Consider the following 17,414-nt stretch of genomic DNA (forward strand, 5'->3'; position numbering starts at 1 on the left):
AATTAAGATTCTCAGCTCAGTCACTCAAAAGGATACCGGATGCCCCATTGCTTCCTGACATGAGTCATGATTTTAACGACATCGGAGGTCAGGTGCAAAGTCTCTTCGCGGCGATCCCCAAGGACGGCCGCGTTCATGTCCTCAAATTCATAGGCCATCGCTTTGGCCGTGTCTCCGGCTTCAATCGTTTCTGTCCGTCCGTCGGGATAAGTCAGTGTCGCCTTGTCGGCCCTTGGGAAGTTGTCAACAGTGATGTACGCTTTGTCTCCGGTAACAATGCCGCGCTTCGGCAGCTTCGCCCGCATGGTCAGTGTAACGACGGCCATCTGGTCATCGGTATTTTTCAGGATAATGCCTGATGATTCGTCAACGCCGGTTTCAAAGGTTTTAACGGTTGTCAATATCTCATCGGGCTGGCTTGACAGGAAAAACCGGGCGAAAGACAGGGCGTATGTGCCGATGTCCAGAAGCGCGCCGCCGGCCAGATCTTTATTGAAGAACCGGCTTTTTACATCGTAAGGTTTCAGACTGCCGAAAGAAACCTGCACCATCTTCAGTTTACCGATCTTTCCAGCGTTGACCACTTCTTTCAGCTTTTGATAGAGCGGCATATGGTAGATGGTCATCGCTTCAGCAACAATCAGATTCTTTTCTTTGGCGAGGCGGATCACCGGGTCCAGCTGCTCGCTGCTGACGGTGATCGCTTTTTCACAGAGTACGTGCTTACCGTTCTCCAGACACTTAAGAAGGTATTCATAGTGGTTGGAGTGGGGGGTAGAAAGGTAGACAATATCGATTTTGGAGTCCTTAAGCATCTCATCGTAATTCCCGTAGGCTTTTTCAATATGATGCTCATCCGCGAACACCTGCGCGCGTTCTAAATTGCGGGATCCGACGGCGTAAATTTTTCCGCCTGACTCATGAACGGCAGCGGCAAATTCCGATGCGATTGTTCCGGGACCGATAATAGCCCAGTTCAGTTCCTTCAACAGAGTCACCTTCCTGATTCATTCTTCGAAACCCATCTCATGCCGCCGTTCCCGGCAACGAGTGCCCTGGTGACGACTCCGGAAAAAAGGGAAGTATCGATCACGCCGCTGATTGATCTCAGGTCACGGTCGAGGCCGTCAATGTCAGTGACATCAGTAAAGAAGACATCCATTAGGGGATGACCATTATCGCTGACCGTAAAGCCGTCTTTTGCCGCACTCTGGCGCATGACAGGCTTTCCTCCCAGATTTTCCGCTTTTCTTTTCACATAAGAAACCGCATCTCCAAGCACTTCAAGGACGACTGGAAGTTCAAATGTCAGTTTCTTGACGAACTTAGATTCATCGACGAGGAGGATGTAATCATCCGCCATAGACGCGATCAGTTTTTCTTTAGTGTGAATGCCGCCTCCACTCTTTAACGCGTGAAGCTGTTCGTCCACCTGATCACAGCCGTCGAATGCCAGATCGACATGGTCAACCGTCTCAGTATAGAGGACATTAAGTCCGCCGGCCAGGCACAGCAATTTCGTCTTTTTGGAAGGGGTCACAATTTTAAGGTCAAGACTTTTATTTTCTTTAATGAAATCAATCAGATAACTGATCGTGCTTCCGCCGCCAAGGCCGACAATTGAATGCTGCGGAATGATTTTTAAGGCTTCCCGTGCGCAATCCTGCTTAATATTGCCCGTGCCCATCATCTCCCTTAATCAGCACATATGTGCCAAAATATATAATATGTGCAACTTAATGACTTAAGTATAGCTTCAGTATTTTTGCCTGTCAAATATATTTCACTGCAAACATGCCTGAAATGAAAAGAAGGACGATCCCTGTTCTTCCAAGGGTCACACATTTTACAGATGCAGCTCCGGCAGGTATAATAATTTAAAAAATAATGCACAAAAGATCATAAGAGAAACATATGTGCAGGGAGAGGATCCCGTGGGCAGCAAGGACGATAGAAAATTAATGATAAAAATTGCTCAGATGTACTATGAGCAGAATATGACTCAAAGCCAGATTGCCGAAGAACTTGACATTTACCGGACAACAATCAGCCGCTTACTGAAAAATGCGCGTGAAGACGGTATTGTGACCATTAAAATTAATTATGATTCGGATCATGATTTCACAATGGAAGAAAAATTGAAGAAACGTTTCGGGCTGAAGGAAGCGATTGTCGTTCCTGTTGAAAAAAAACAGACACAGGACATGAAGCTAACGGCTGTCGGGCAGGCCTGCGCGCGTTTGCTACAGCGAAGTATCCGTGACGGGGATATCATCGGCTTTTCATGGGGCAGCAGTCTGGCCAAGATGGTCGACACGCTGGATCCTGAAGCCAAAAAGGACGTCATCTGCGTTCCTCTGGTCGGTGGTTCTTCAGGCAGACTTGAGAGTAGATTTCATTCGAATACAATCTGCTACCAGGCTGCTTTGAAACTCGGGGCCAAGTCTCTAATGTTTGATTTTCCGGCCATTGTCGAGAAAAATGAAACAAGGGATGACATTTCCCGATCCCGTCATTTTAAAGAAATCGCGGTTTTATGGGACCGACTGACCGTCGCCGTTTTTGGTATCGGGTCGATGAAACTGGCCGAACAGTCCAACTGGCATGCGTTTTATGGCGATGAAACCGTGAAGGAGCTTGGGGACCGGAGAGCAGTCGGCGATATCTGTTCCCGGTTTTTTGATCGTGCCGGAAATCAGGTCTACACCAGCCTGTCAGACCGGACGGTGACAATTGACCTTAATGCATTAAAAAAAGCGCGCGTCGCGATTGGGGTCGCTGAATCACTGAAAAAGGTCTCCGCTATTATCGGGGCGCTGCGCGGGGGGTTCATGAACGTACTCGTCACCACAACTGAAACCGCGGAACAGATTCTGAAGAGAACAGATCCGTGAGTGGAATCATGAAAAAAGCCCGCCATTGTGGCGGACTTTTTTCATTAGAAAATAAGTATAAAAATGGCTGTTTTCACAAAAAATCAGAGAAAGAATCAGACCCTTTTTGCAACAACTTCCTGAGCGATCTCCTGTTCCAGATGAGTATTGGACTCATTAATTAATCCTGGAATCAGAAAAAGGTCGACCAAGGTCCAGATGCCGGTAATTGCAAGCAGAAAAATACCGATAACAAGAACAAATGTCAGATAGCCCAAAATGCCGAGTACCAGCATAGCAACTGCGGATCCCGTTCTGCCAAGATAAAAGCGATGAATGCCCAGCGACCCCAGAATAATAGCGAGAATATAAGCAACAACTATGTTTTTCCCGCGTTTCTGGACTTCGCTGTTAACAAGCAACTGTTCTTCATTTGTTAAATTCAATGCCACAATTTATTCCTCCCTTGTTTTTTCAGCCTCAATTCACAACTAAATAATCAAAACTTTTTTCCTACTTAACTGACTGAACAATTCGATTATACACAATATGGAAGAAAATACAAAGGCATACTTTTTCAGGAATACCCGAATGATTCTTGTTTGTGGGAACGAAGAGTGGTGAATTACTCGCCATTGAAATGGCGAGCTTCTGGGAACACCGTTCGCTTACTTTGAGAAAACCAAAGCAGTGGCCACGGCTGTTAACCAGGGCTCATCCCGAGCCCACAGACGTCTTGCTTAACCAAAAGCGAGATGTTCAATATTTTTGGCCGCATTGACGTCCCGGTCGTGGTGTGTGCCGCATTGCGGGCAGGTCCATTCCCGGATAGCCAGCGCTTTCTTTCCATCGTCATACCCGCACGTGGAACAGAGCTGCGACGTTTTGTACGGATTGACAAGCACGAGCTCTTTGCTGTACCACGCACACTTATAGGTGAGCTGCCGCCGAAGCTCACCCCATGCCTGGTTGGCGATCGCCCGGGCGAGGGTATGATTCCGAAGCAGATTTTTGGTTTTTAAGTTCTCCATGGCGATCCGGTCATACGTTTTCACGAGTTGGGCCGTCAATTTATGGAGCTTGTCCGCCCGCTGGTTCGCTATTTTTTCATGAATTAGAGCGACTTGAAGGCGGGCTTTGGCTACGTTTTTAAAGTCCGCCAAGGTACGGGGTACGGGCAGCTTTTGGTGGTGGTCCCAGGCAATGGCTTTTTTCGCCAATCGCTGCCGTCGAGCCAGTTTTCGCTGCCAGAGCCGGAGCTTGCAGGCTAAACCGTGATCAAAACGAGTGGTTGGCCATCGGAGACCCTCCGCGGAACCCACGAGCAGGTCTTTTACGCCTAAATCATAGCCGACGGTTTTGCTGGTTTTCGGGAAGGCTTGGTTTTCGCCTTCCACGATTAAGACGGCAAAGTATTTCCCTGTCGGCGTGCGGCTCAGGGTGACTTGTTTGATCGTTTCAGGGATCCGTTGTCCTGCTTTAAAGCGAAGGATCCCCAGTTTCGGCAGACGAATCCCCAGTTTCGGCAGACGAATCCCATGATCGCCGACGGGCTGGATGTTGCCATGCACAAATTTCGAGGTATAGCTTTGCTTGAAGGCGTGTTTGGTTTTGAACTTGGGATGCCCTTTTTCTTTTCTAAAGAACGCGTGAAAGGCGGCTATTAAATGCTGATTGGTGACCTGCAGGCTGGTGCTCTCCGCTTCTTTAAGAAAGGGATGTTCCTTTTTCAGCAAGGGAAGTAAATTATTCAGAGCATAAGCATTTAAAAAAGAGGACTTGGGATTATTTTCTTGCCGCTCATTGAGCATCGCGAGCATCTGATTCCAGACAAAGCGGGTGCAGCCAAAGTTTTGAGCCAATTGCTGGCGTTGCTGTTTGTTGGGATAGATTCTCAATTTCAAGCCCTTCGTGACCATGGGATTCACCTCCTTCTGAGATGATTATAGCACGTTTGTTCTCATTTTAACACGGGATTGAGAGGTTGTCTCTTGTCAGTACGGGATTGTCCAAGACGCAGAGAAAACTCGTCATTAAAATGACGAGTTTTCTCTGCTGGCAACCCTTAATAAAAAACGGGATATTTGACACGTGACGGGGGATTTATTCTGCAAAGATAGGTTGTGAAAATAGATTTCAGAAAATAAAATAATTTGTAAATATTATTTAATCTATGTATAATCGCTCTATATTCATCGAAGGGGGACAAGATATTGGTTAAGAAAAAAAATACGGCTTTGAACGTGGCCATGGGAGCAGCGTTTCTGATGGCGATGTCCGCGGTTGGCCCGGGGTTCCTGACCCAAACCGCTACGTTTACCGGCCAATTGGGGGCGGACTTCGGCTTCGCCATATTAATCTGTATTCTCGTAGATATCGGTGTTCAGCTGAACATCTGGCGAATTATTTGTGTATCCGGTAAAAAGGCCCAGACCATTGCCAATGAACTGCTTCCGGGACTAGGCTATCTGCTGACCGCCTTGATTGTCATGGGCGGCCTAACTTTTAACATCGGAAATATCGGTGGTGTCGGACTTGGATTTAATGTCCTCTTTGGTATTTCTCCACAGAATGGCGCTCTTATCGGTGGGGCAATCGCCCTGATTATTTTCCTCGTCCGCAACGCTTTGATGGTGATGGACCGCACCGTTCAGATCCTTGCCGCTGTTAAAGTGCTCCTCATTATTTTTATTGTGGCCATCAGCGCACCTCCTGTCGGACAGGCAGCACTACATACCTTTGTCCCTTCGCAGATTGACTTTTATTCGATCGTTACGATTGTTGGCGGAACGGTCGGCGGATATATTTCGTTCGCCGGCGGCCACAGACTGCTCGAAGGCGGCCTCAAGGGAACAAAAAGCATACCTTATATTAATGGAGGGGCGCTGACCGGTATCGGTGTTGCTTCAATTATACGTATCCTGCTTTTTCTTGCGGCACTGGCAGTCATTGCGGAAGGATTTAAACTTGATCCTCTGAACCCTGCGGCAAGCATTTTCAAGTCCGCAGCAGGTGATTTTGGATATAAATTCTTCGGATTAATCTTATTTGCGGCCGGGATGACGTCGACTTTAGGCTCAACCTTTACATCGGTATCATTTTTGGACTATTCTAAATCTGAAGGGGATAACAATCTGTATCACAAAATCCGCCCTTATCTGATTATCTTTTTTATTGTTTTTTCAACTGCGATTTTCTATTTTATCGGCAGTCCGGCCAAGGTTCTTGTTGTTGTCGGCGCCATTAACGGACTGATTCTTCCAATCGCTCTGGCCATTCTGCTGGTCGCGGTGACGAAGAAAAAGATTATGGGCGAAATGTACAAACATCCGCTCTGGCTATCTATTTTCGGATGGATTATCGTTGTATTTATGGCATACGCGGGTGTTCAGTCTGTGTATAAAGGAATATTAGCGGTTCTGTAATCGTCAGGGAGGTAAGGTTCGTCAATGACTCAAATTGATCTTAACTGTGACCTGGGGGAGAGTTTCGGGCACTATGTCATCGGGAACGATGCGGAAGTTCTGCCCCTGATCTCCTCAGCGAATGTAGCCTGCGGATTTCATGCCGGTGACTTTTCTGAAATGCACCGTACGGTAGCCCGTGCGAAGGAGAATCACGTATCTGTCGGCGTGCATCCGGGATTGCCAGATCTCGAAGGTTTTGGACGTCGGGAAATGAAAGTTTCCCCCTTAGAGGTTTACGATATGACTGTTTATCAGATCGGCGCGTTGCGCGCAGTGGCCGCGGCACAGAAGGTCAGGCTGAATCATGTCAAGCCGCATGGCGCCCTCTATCATATGGCTTCTGAAAATGAAAAAATTGCAGAAGCGGTGGTGCAAGCGATCAATGACGTGGATCGCGATCTGATTCTTTTCGGCATGGACGGTACCTGGCTGACAAGAGCCGGTGAATCAGCCGGTCTCCATGTCATCTATGAAGCATTCGCCGACCGTACCTATCAGGAGGATGGTTCACTGACGCCGCGTTCCAGGCCCGATGCGTTGATCAAGGACATAGATCAGGCACTGGGTCAGGTTCTTCAGATGATTCAGGAAGGGAAAGTCAAGACGGCGGCCGGAGGAGCAGCTTCGGTCCGTGCTGAAACGATCTGTGTCCATGGCGATGGGGCTGCGGCTCTGGCTTTCGCCGGGACAATCAGGAGTGAGTTACAGAAACGCGGGATAACCATAGCGGCTTGGCATTAATCGAACGGAGGATGAGCCCAATTGATTGATTACGTTGCGCTTTCAGGAGAAAAGCCCTCTACGGTCAGGAAACTGATCCGTGAAGGCAAATGGAAACTACCGACAAGCGGTCTGTCTAATGGTTACACGCAGGCGAATCTGGTGATACTGCCCGAAAAATATGCTTACGATTTCCTGCTTTTTTGCCAGCGGAACCCACGCCCCTGCCCGTTGCTTGAAGTCCTCGATACCGGAAATCCGTTTGTGGAATTAACAGCGACTCATGCGGATATCCGGACGGACATTCCAAAATACCGTATTTACAAAAAGGGTATCCTGGGTGAGGAAGTGGCGGATATCGGTCCGGTCTGGCAAAGTGACTTTGTTTCCTTCCTGATCGGCTGCAGTTTCAGTTTTGAACAGGCCCTTCTGGATAACGATGTTCCTGTTCGCCAGATTGAGGAAAAATGCAATGTGCCGATGTTCCGGACCAATATCCCCTGCAAACCCGCCGGAATTTTTGAGGGCCCGCTGGTGGTAAGTATGCGTCCCATGACGGAACAACAGGCCATACGGGCGATTCAGGTGACGAGCCGCTTCCCTTCTGTTCACGGCGCGCCCATTCATTTCGGTAATCCGGAAAAACTGGGAATTCGTGATCTGTCACATCCGGATTTTGGAGACGCGGTCACGGTTCGTGACGGGGAAATTCCGGTATTCTGGGCGTGTGGGGTTACCCCGCAGGCTGCGGTGATGGCTTCGCATCCTGATATTGCGATCACACACGCGCCGGGTCACATGTTTATTACCGATCGTAAAGACACAGCATTCAGTATCTTATAATTGATTGTTTGATCAGGAACTTGCCTTTTGGCAAGTTCCTTCACTAAATTAAAAAAGGCTATGTTACTATTGAATGTTGATTTTGCTGCTCTACTGACCGAGCGGATCGCACGCGGAAAGCGAGCGCCTGAAGCGAAAAACAACAGACACATCTAATAAAGCCTAAAAAAGAAGTGGGGGTATCAGGGTGACCATCGAACCCTTTGGTGATCAGGCGGTTCGTGTCATTTTCGGTGACCGGATCGCTCCTTCTGTACAGCAGGAAATTAGCAGGTTTATACGGCTGTTTGATCAGAAATCATTCAATGGATTTATTGAATATGTGCCGTCTTATACAAATATCGTCTTTTATTATAATCCTCTGGAAGTCATAGAGGGCGGGCGAAAAGATACATCGGCTCAAAGTCAGGTGATCGATTTTCTGACGGGACTGTCACGCTGCACTTTTGAAAGCGTGGATCAGGGATCCCCAAGAAGAGTGATACATATTCCGGTATGCTACGGAGGCGACTTCGGGCCTGATCTTGATGAAGTGGCAGATCTTCATCATTTGAGCGCGAGTGAGCTGATTCATAGACACTCGGCTCCGGAATACCTTGTGTACATGCTTGGTTTCGCTCCGGGTTTTCCTTTTCTGGGCGGACTTCCGGAAGAACTGGCGACTCCGCGGCGAGCAACACCACGATTGAAAATCGCAGCGGGTTCAGTTGGTATCGCGGGCAGGCAAACAGGTGCCTATCCGCTCGATTCTCCCGGAGGATGGCAGATCATCGGCCGAACACCCGTCCCTCTTTTTACTCCTGAAACAGACCCTCCGACCTTACTTCAGGCGGGAGATCTGGTAAAATTTGATCCGATTTCTGAACGGGAATTCGAACGGATAAAGGGGACTCGCTGATGGCACTTACCATACTTGAAAAAGGGTTCGCCGCAACAGTCCAGGATCTTGGCCGGTCCGGATATCAGAGATTCGGCATTATTGTCGGGGGCGTGATGGATCCGCCAGCCGCAAAATTGGCGAATTGGCTGGTGGCAAACCCTGAAACGGCAGCACTGATCGAGTTTTCGTTTATGGGGCCAAGTGTGCTTTTTACTGATGATACACTTTTTGCCGTAACGGGAGCGGACTGTTGCCCTGAACTGAACGGGCGTAAGATTCATACAGGAAAGCCATATCTGGCGAGGGTCGGTCAGATCCTTGCAATCAGAGGGCTGGTTTCCGGGAGCCGCGGTTATCTTGCTGTTTCCGGCGGCGTGGATACGCCGGTATGGTTCGGGAGCCGCTCGACTTATATGAGAGCCGGCATGGGCGGATACAAAGGGCGTCTGCTGGTAGAACATGACCGGATTCCTGTTGGGAAACCATCCCGCCTGGCTGAAAAACTGATGGGGAGCATCACTGGATCAGATTTCGGTGAACGCTGGTTTTTCTCCCTACGCCGGATATATCACGGAATACATACAATTCGGGTCATGCCCGACACACTATGGGCTCGATTTACAGAACAAAGCAGGACGGCGTTCCTGAACGAAGAGTATCAGGTGACCGCATCTTCCGACCGGATGGGCTACAGGCTTGAAGGGGAGGCCCTTGCACTCAGCGAACCGCTTGAAATGTACTCGGAGGCGGTAACGAATGGTTCCATCCAGGTTCCGCCCGGCGGCCAGCCCATTATTCTGATGACGGATCACCAGTCCACTGGAGGTTATCCCCGGATCGCCCAGGTGGCATCGGTTGACCTGCCGCTTCTTGCCCAACTGCCTCCGAACAGCAGAATCATTTTTCAAAAAATATCCGTTGAGGAAGCGGAGAATCTTCTGCTCCGGAAGCAGGATTATCTGAAAGTCCTTCGAAAAAGAGTGACTCAAAAGTTAGAGAGTCTCGTTCCTTGAAATGAAATGATGTTAATCAAAGAGACGTGAGTATAATGTGCTCAAGTTTCCCAATGTACTTCTCAGGCGGTTGATATAGGAGAGTGCTCTTGCCTTCCTCACACCCTTATTCAGAAACGATAAGAATTCTGCGTCATCTCTTATACATATGGACCCCAAAATGGAACCGTTTACAAATTTATACGGTAAAAAAGACAGGGTTATACCTGTCGAATGGTGTAGAAACGTCGGTAGCAGCCGGTATTTTTCAGATTTTTTTAGGCAGAAAGGTCGTGTTTATACGCTGGGCATTTTTATATAATAATGAAAAAGTTCAACGGGCTCACTATTCCTTACGGACAGGAGGCGCATGCCGGATGAGAGCCATGACGAAAGGCGGGGGCGGTGAAATCTCGCTGAACCCGGGTGAGCTGGAACGGTTTGCGGTGCGCGCGCAGGCGATTTCAGAGATTTTTCAAAATAAAATCGAACCGGAGATCGGGAAGCTCGCCCGTCTCGGCTATTACGCAGACGGAGAGGCCGCCGACACGTTCACCAAGTATCGGCAGGCGCTTGAAAAAATGCGGGATGTCGGTGACTTTTATGCCCGCGCCGCGCAGCTGCTGATGTTCGTGGCTGAATCCATGGCCAGCCAGGACGAGGCACTGGCCCAGGCCTACGATGAAGGGGCGGTGCAATGATGGGACGCGATGTTTCTTATAAACAGAGTTCCTGGGAGGATATGGGCCAAGCGATCAGCCATGTATCCACCTGGGGCGGGACGCTGGACCAAATGCGCCGTGCAGATCAGGCGTTCCAGCAGATCCGGGATGCGGTGGACAGCCTAGATGAGGACCACCGGATCTCTTTTTCCTATAGAAGTATGTCGGGCGCGCTCGACAAACTCAGCAGCGACTATCAGAAGCTCTACACATTCACGGGGGAGGCGGGGGACGCCGTCAATCGCCACATCGACCACCCCTTCTACACGGAGATCGATGCGTTTGTGTCTGCGATGGCGCAGCTGTCGATCAGTCAGTTTCACACGAAAAACACACTGAATGTCACCGAAATGCAGGCGACCAGTACGATGGCCAATGTGGCCACTTATGAGAAAGTGACCAAAAAGGACATTACGCTGGACGATCTTTTCAACACGAGTAGCCTGATGAAGGCGTCACTCCGGAGCGAATACGAGAACTTCAAGGCGTTGTCTACGTCCGACCAGGCGGAGAAGGTCACCTTTGACCAGTACAAAGAAGCGATCCAGTACAACTATTGCTTTGACTACAAGTCGATCAAGGACAAGCAAATCGACAAGGAGTTTTGGGTAAACCTTGGCATTGGGGCAGCCATTGTCGTCCTGACCATCGCCTGCCCGCCGGCCGGGGCGGTAGCCGGTGTCGCCTATGGTGCGATACAGATGAGCGACGCCGTCACCGGAAAAAGCTGGATCTCTGGGCGTGAGCTCAGCACCGGTGAGCGCGTCTCCTCGGCGGCGTTTGGCGCACTGGATGCGATTCCCGGGGCGGAAGCAGCCGGAGCATTCGGGACGATCGGCCGGACCAGTATGAGAAGTGCAGAAAAAGTCGCCGATCTCACGAAGACGCTGGGACAGGCGTCAAAAGGACGTCTGGTCCAGCTGAGACAGATCAGCCGAGCGGGGGTAACGAGCATCAAACAGGCTGGGGCTGATCTGGGTGACCGGCTCTCTTTGAAAGGCCTGCAGCCGGAATTTGCCGGTGCTCCGAGGGTTAGTAGAGGAGAGGGCTTCATCCAGAATGTGAAAAACCCATTCCGGCAGATGGCTTCCAAAGAAGGTGTTAGTCATCCAAGTAGTTATAGTAAAATAGAGAAAATACAAAATGAGTCTAATGGTTTTGATAAGATAGATGGAATAAATATTGTGGATGGAAAAGTAGGAGGAAAGATACCGATAGAAGACTTTTATAAAATAAGAAAAGCTTCTATTCATAATGAGGATGGAGATACAATGACATTAGGTAAATACACTCCATCAATCGAAAATGGCGTTGAGAATTGGGGGAAGCCTGGCCCTGATTCGTATATAGTTAAAGCGGGCGGGGATTCGACATATTTTGATTTAGGAAGTAAATGGAATGAGATTCAGAACAAATATCATTTGACCAATGATGAGATGTTTACCTACTTTAATGTCCCAGCGTTAGAGGCTTCCATTAAAAGCGGGAAAATAATAAAATTCACACATGACCCTCGTTTGTATCCGGATTCATACTTATCTCAAGAATGGCAGCATTTAAAAGATGCTCATGGATTTCGAAAACTAAAAAAAGAAGGAGATGTTTGGATTGCAAACTAAAAACAGCGATATTTTATCAGATGAGATAATCGATAAACTAAGTAATTATTTTTCAAATAAAATTGACGATTTTATGGTTTCCGACACAACAGATACACCCTATACAATGTTCAAAATTGAGTTTGTAATGTATAAGTTTTTTAATATTGTTTTGAACTATGACCGTGGTAGATTTGGATGCAGCATCATTAATGGTAGCCGTTTTATAACTTTAGATAATAGCCAAAAATGGTACGATAAAGCGGATATGGACATATTTCTTAAAGAATTGGAGGAACAATTAAAACTAAGAATTCCTGATAAATTTCTCGAACACTACGGGTGGAAATGATTCTAAAGATTTGTTTAGGAGCCTTGATCGTTTGCAATACCCTCAAGGCTTCTTTTTTTGATGGCTAAGATTGGCAAATTCGTTTATACAATTTGAACTAGTACAATGACAGCTTTGATTATAAATCGATCAGGGACAAACAGATCAACAAGGAATTCTGGGTGAATCTCGGCATCGGGGCGGCCATTGTCGTCCCGACCATCGCCTGCCCGCCGGCGGGGACAGATTAAGGCCCTGTGCTGTCTGGGATAATCCTCGCGAAAGATTGATCGGGAAGTGGGCTCTCTTCACCAGTATACTCAACGAGCTTCATTGGGGTACCGTCATACAGGTTAAGCCGAATTATAAGCGGTTTGAGACCTACATCCCTTTTTTGTCGGATTTTTTTATGTCAGAAAATATGACAGTATGGTGTGCTTTCCGTGCGTTTGCCTTTGCCTAGGGTCCACATTAGGCATATAATGAGGGCTGGAGTTATGAGCAGAGGAGGAAACGGAATTGGCTAAAGAAATAGCAGCATCCATGGTGGAAAAATATTCCGAGAAAATTCAGGCGAAACCGAAGAACAAAATCATTAAAGACGCAATAATGAAAAACGGTATCAATGCCGCTACATTAAATAATGATTCTGTAGCTTCTATGAATCCTGTATTCTCAGAAGAAATTGAAACAGGCAAGGTAACGGACCAGAAAATGAGCGGAAGATGCTGGATGTTCGCAGCGCTGAACACATTCCGCCACAAACTGAACAAGGCGTTTGATCTGAAGGATTTCGAGCTGTCGCAGAACTACACACTATTCTGGGACAAATTCGAGAAATCGAATTATTTCCTTGAAAGCATCATCGAAACTGCAGATGAACCGCTAGAAGGACGTCTGGTTTCCTGGCTGATGGAAACACCGCAGCAGGACGGTGGCCAGTGGGATATGCTGGTAGCCATTATTGAAAAATATGGTATTGTTCCGAAACAGGTCATGCCGGAAACATTCCAGAGCAGCCGTACGGTGGAACTTAACCGAATTCTGAACGGGAAACTGCGCGAAGATGCCGGTGCACTAAGAAAGCTTCATGAAAAAGGAGAATCGCATTCGGATCTTGAAGCAGCTAAAGATGAAATGCTTGAAGCTATTTACCGGATTCTCGTATTCTCGCTTGGCGAGCCGCCGAAAAAATTCGATTTTGAATATCGTGATGAAGAGAAGAAAGAGTTTCATAGAGAAACCGGCATCACGCCGCAGGAATTCTTTAAGAAATACGTGGACATTGATCTGAACGATTATGTCAGCATTATCAACGCGCCGACGAAGGACAAGCCGTTCAACAAGACGTACACCGTTCAATACCTTGGCACAGTGGTCGGCGGGCACAAAATTAAGTATCTGAACGTCGACATGGAAACGCTCAAGAAACTGGCGATCAGCCAGATCAAAGAGAAACAAACTGTCTGGTTTGGCTGCGATGTCGTCCTCTATACGGAACCGAAGCTCGGTGTTATGGACAAAGACGTTTTTGATTACGACACGGCGTTCAGCACTGAATTCGGCCTGACAAAGGCGGATCGTTTGGACTATCATGAAAGCTGCCTGACCCATGCTATGGTTCTGACCGGCGTCAATCTCGTCGACGGCAAGCCGAACCGCTGGAAGGTAGAGAACAGCTGGGGCGAAGACCGCGGCAATAAAGGATACTTTGTTGCGAGCGACAAGTGGATGGATGAATTCACTTATCAAGTCGTCATTAATAAAAAATATCTGTCTGATGAACTGAAGGCTGCTTTTGAACAGAAACCGACCGAACTGAAGCCATGGGATCCGATGGGTGCTCTGGCAGTCTTGAACTGACATTCTTTTATGGTAAAAGCCGCTCTCCTTTATTTTGGGGAGGCGGCTTTTTTGGTATTTCCTTAAAAAAAGTCTAATTAAGGAAATATGAACTAAATCTATTGTTCTACCTGAAGTCATTGGATTATACTAGTGTGAGTATTAAAAAAGAAAACCTCGCAAGTTTCCGGAATGCAGTTCTTATGCATTTAAATGCCTCTGCTTTCAGCTGAATCATGATTCACAATTGGATATAATGCACATGCACAGGAAGGAGATCATCAGCAATTGGAACATAATCATCATGTTCTTTTCAAAATTTTCACAGTATTAGCAACTGTTTTTCTGGTTGTAGGATTACTACCATCCCTTTTCGCAGAGGCAAAGACATCCTATACATATTATTATGTTCATAAGGTATCCAAACTGTATACGAGTTACAAGGGATCTAAGAGAATGATCCGCTATTTGCCAATTAATGCCCGGCTGAAAACGTATAGCAAGAGCTCCAGTACGATGTACAAAGTATATTACACCGCAGCGAATGGCACGATTTCAGGCTATGTCTATCGGGCGAATTTATCGGGCAGGCTGACAACCGTTTACCTGTATATTAAAAAACCGGCTAATTTGTATACAAGTACAAGTTCTTCAAAAAAAAGAAAAACAACGATCAGTATCAACAGTACCATTTCGACGACAAGTAATTTGAACAGTTCGATGTATTATGTTCACTACTATGGATCGACTGGTTATGTCTATGCCGGCAATCTTTCGACCGGCAAAACAGCAGTAACGAAATATGTAAAAAGCAGTTCAAGGCAATATAAGAATTATGGACATACCTCGTACTATTCAGGCTATATACCTGTTGATACGAAACTGACGACCACGAGCCCTCAGTCAAACAGATTATACTGGGTTGATTATAACCACCGTGGAACTTATGTCTATGCAGCCAATTTGTCTGATCAGCCAACAGTTGTGACCAAGTATACGAAAAATTATTCCAAATTGTACCGGCAATACGGTCAGTCAAGAGGCTTCAGCACTGCCATTCCTGCCGGTGTCAAATTGACCACGACGAGTCCGCAGTATGACCCGTTATTCTGGGTCAGCTATGATAATCAAAGCGGGTATGTTTATGCAAGCAATCTGACAAGCAGTGAAGTTCCGCTACAGATTCCGACATGGCAGTATAAGACTGTGAGCAACGGTTCCGGTTATATTTATAATCAGCCGATGGATGATGGGAATCAGCGTATTATAAGCGGGGATGGAAAACCTGAGCAATTAAGCGTATTTAACGGAATCCGGTTGTATGTCGATAAAACGGCGACATTGAACGGTGAAACCTGGTATGAGATTAGAAAACCGGTCGGCAACTATATCGGCTGGGCCAAAAGCAGTGATCTTACGGATGCAGCACAACCTAACCCTAATACAGCTTCTTTGTTTAATTATTTGACGTATGCGACTGTAACTAAGACTGGGTATCCAATCTTTGATTTGAACCCGGATCAACCCGCCAGCTTTAAAGGTTATTCGGATGCCTATTATGGGCAAAACGTGCTTATTACCAAGTCCGAGGCTGTTGAGGGTTATACAATGTATTATCTTGACGGGATCGGCTGGATCGATGGAGACGCTGTTGATGTGCCAGGAGTCAGACCGATTAGTTTTAAGACAGTAAAAAATCCGAACCAGGGAATTTTCCAATCGTCAGATCTTCAAAACAGGAGTGGCAGTCTGAGTGATTATCAGAATAATATGCTCGAAGTCATCAATCAGAAAGACGGCCAGGATCTGATTAAGATTAATTACTGGTATGATCAGCCCGAACGTGATATTTTTCTTGGCTGGGTTAATAACAGTGATCTGAATGATATTCAGGATGTTTCCGGAGATTTTTCACAGATCTTTCAGGCGGATACTTCTATGAACCAGCAGGGGCTGGCATACGGTGATGGTTATTACTATGTCGGTTACGATACGGGCGGCAACTATGGCAGAATTCTCAAATATGACAGTAATGGGCGGTACGCAGGAGAATCAGGAACACTGCCGCTCGGACATGCCTGTTCGATAAGCTACTATAACGGAACGCTCTATGAGGCGGCTGTTATCAATAATCAGACCATCATTAATAAGATTGATCCTAATACCCTTACCAGTAATCCTAATGATCAAATTAAGCCTGGTATTGGCGGCACTTATATGATGGCTGTCAAAGACAGTGGTGATCCAAACCATGATCCGGAATTCATCCTGCTGAAAGAGGGATCAAGTGATACATTTCTATATATCAAGAATGACGGCAGCCTTGATCAGTCAGCGTCAATCCCCCAGATGGGTGTCGCTCAGGGCATGCAGTACGACAACGGCAAAATTTATTATTTGGCTAATAATTATCTGACAGAGATCAATGAAGCCACACTGCTGAAACCGGACAACAGCGGCGCGATTGAGCAAAGTTATCATTTTGGACTTCCGCAGGAATCTCCATCTGAAGCGGAGGGACTGACGATGAACACCATTAATAGAAATCATTGGCTTGTCATTGGTGTCGGTCATCATCAGATATTCCAGCAAATTAACCCGTTTAATTGATGGATAAACATTTTACTTAAATAAAGTGATGTGCTAATGTCCCGGATCTGTAAGATCCGAGGCATTTCTTGTGCGCCCGGCATGGACGACAGCTTGGCGGTGAAAGTCCGCTACAGGCTTGGCAGTAGGAACTGTTAGCTGAAGGCAAGGGTGTCCATCGTGAGGTGGAATCTGAAGGAAGCCGGAGGCAAAATTCCGAGCCGATGAATAAGAACTGCATACTAAGGCTGAACAGAGGTGGATGAGCCTGCAAGACAAGGTGAAGTCCAATACTGCCCGAACCCCATTCAGTAAATGCAGCGGCTACATGGAAGGAAAGCGGTCGTTCTTACCCGGGGAGATCTTACAGGGGTTCCCGACAAGAGGGAAGACATTTCCCACAGGAACAATCCAGACAGTGATGCCCGGATGAACTGTAAGAAGTCAGCAGATGCCATAGTAGTCCATCAGGACGAAGGGCTGAACAATAGTACTCTCGAAAACAGAGGAGGTGTGAGCGATGCGACAATCACAGACAACATCAAACGATGACTCTC

Annotated in this window: 15 protein-coding genes; 11 read left to right on the top strand and 4 right to left on the bottom strand. The window is 47.2% G+C overall.

The genetic code is table 11. The features are described 5' to 3' along the window. Positions 1 to 20 precede the first annotated feature (20 nt). Both E4665_RS07700 and rpiA read right to left on the bottom strand, forming a co-directional pair. Positions 21 to 989 (bottom strand): Gfo/Idh/MocA family protein, encoded by a 969-nt coding sequence (locus tag E4665_RS07700; RefSeq protein ID WP_135348206.1) that lies wholly within the window; start codon positions 987 to 989, stop codon positions 21 to 23. A gap of 5 nt (positions 990 to 994) precedes the next feature. Next, the gene (gene rpiA, locus E4665_RS07705) at positions 995 to 1,687 is read right to left on the bottom strand and encodes a ribose 5-phosphate isomerase A (RefSeq protein WP_135348207.1); all 693 of its coding nucleotides are present in this window, start codon (positions 1,685 to 1,687) and stop codon (positions 995 to 997) included. 247 nt (positions 1,688 to 1,934) lie between these two features. Between rpiA and E4665_RS07710 the strand changes: the two genes are divergently transcribed. After that, the gene (locus E4665_RS07710; protein ID WP_135348208.1) at positions 1,935 to 2,894 is read left to right on the top strand and encodes a sugar-binding transcriptional regulator; all 960 of its coding nucleotides are present in this window, start codon (positions 1,935 to 1,937) and stop codon (positions 2,892 to 2,894) included. Between the two features lie 95 nt (positions 2,895 to 2,989). On the opposite strand, the gene E4665_RS07715 is transcribed toward E4665_RS07710, so the two are convergent. Further along, entirely contained in the window at positions 2,990 to 3,325 is a 336-nt protein-coding gene (locus tag E4665_RS07715) for a TM2 domain-containing protein (RefSeq protein WP_241654736.1), read from the bottom strand. Between the two features lie 288 nt (positions 3,326 to 3,613). Next, entirely contained in the window at positions 3,614 to 4,792 is a 1,179-nt protein-coding gene (locus E4665_RS07720) for an RNA-guided endonuclease TnpB family protein (protein ID WP_135348209.1), read from the bottom strand. 294 nt (positions 4,793 to 5,086) lie between these two features. Here E4665_RS07720 and E4665_RS07725 point away from each other — a divergent pair, with 294 nt between their 5' ends. The 10 genes from E4665_RS07725 (at position 5,087) to E4665_RS07770 (ending at position 16,878) form a co-directional block, all read left to right on the top strand. Then, positions 5,087 to 6,298 carry an NRAMP family divalent metal transporter gene (locus E4665_RS07725; protein ID WP_135348210.1) on the top strand — a complete coding sequence of 404 codons (1,212 nt, stop codon included), beginning with the start codon at positions 5,087 to 5,089 and terminating at the stop codon, positions 6,296 to 6,298. Between the two features lie 24 nt (positions 6,299 to 6,322). Next, complete coding sequence (locus E4665_RS07730; RefSeq protein WP_135348211.1) at positions 6,323 to 7,081, top strand: LamB/YcsF family protein; 759 nt, start codon at positions 6,323 to 6,325, stop codon at positions 7,079 to 7,081. A gap of 24 nt (positions 7,082 to 7,105) precedes the next feature. Then, positions 7,106 to 7,903 (top strand): putative hydro-lyase, encoded by a 798-nt coding sequence (locus E4665_RS07735; protein WP_135348231.1) that lies wholly within the window; start codon positions 7,106 to 7,108, stop codon positions 7,901 to 7,903. A 187-nt stretch (positions 7,904 to 8,090) separates the two neighbouring features. After that, entirely contained in the window at positions 8,091 to 8,801 is a 711-nt protein-coding gene (gene pxpB / locus E4665_RS07740; protein ID WP_135348212.1) for a 5-oxoprolinase subunit PxpB, read from the top strand. After that, positions 8,801 to 9,796 carry a 5-oxoprolinase subunit C family protein gene (locus E4665_RS07745; protein WP_135348213.1) on the top strand — a complete coding sequence of 332 codons (996 nt, stop codon included), beginning with the start codon at positions 8,801 to 8,803 and terminating at the stop codon, positions 9,794 to 9,796. The genes pxpB and E4665_RS07745 overlap by 1 nt, the downstream gene beginning before the upstream one ends. 89 nt (positions 9,797 to 9,885) lie before the next feature. Beyond that, a complete protein-coding gene (locus tag E4665_RS07750) occupies positions 9,886 to 10,476 on the top strand; it encodes a hypothetical protein (protein WP_135348214.1) in 591 nt (196 codons plus the stop codon). Continuing rightward, positions 10,473 to 12,116 (top strand): hypothetical protein, encoded by a 1,644-nt coding sequence (locus tag E4665_RS18350; protein WP_135348215.1) that lies wholly within the window; start codon positions 10,473 to 10,475, stop codon positions 12,114 to 12,116. The genes E4665_RS07750 and E4665_RS18350 overlap by 4 nt, the downstream gene beginning before the upstream one ends. Then, positions 12,097 to 12,447, top strand: coding sequence for a hypothetical protein (locus E4665_RS07760; RefSeq protein ID WP_241654737.1), 351 nt, complete (start codon positions 12,097 to 12,099; stop codon positions 12,445 to 12,447). The genes E4665_RS18350 and E4665_RS07760 overlap by 20 nt, the downstream gene beginning before the upstream one ends. A gap of 498 nt (positions 12,448 to 12,945) precedes the next feature. Then, a complete protein-coding gene (locus E4665_RS07765; protein WP_135348217.1) occupies positions 12,946 to 14,289 on the top strand; it encodes a C1 family peptidase in 1,344 nt (447 codons plus the stop codon). Positions 14,290 to 14,556: 267 nt separating this feature from the next. Beyond that, a complete protein-coding gene (locus E4665_RS07770; RefSeq protein ID WP_135348218.1) occupies positions 14,557 to 16,878 on the top strand; it encodes an alpha amylase catalytic subunit in 2,322 nt (773 codons plus the stop codon). Positions 16,879 to 17,414 lie beyond the last annotated feature (536 nt).

The organism is Sporolactobacillus shoreae (assembly GCF_004684935.1).
Lineage (GTDB): Bacteria > Bacillota > Bacilli > Bacillales > Sporolactobacillaceae > Sporolactobacillus > Sporolactobacillus shoreae.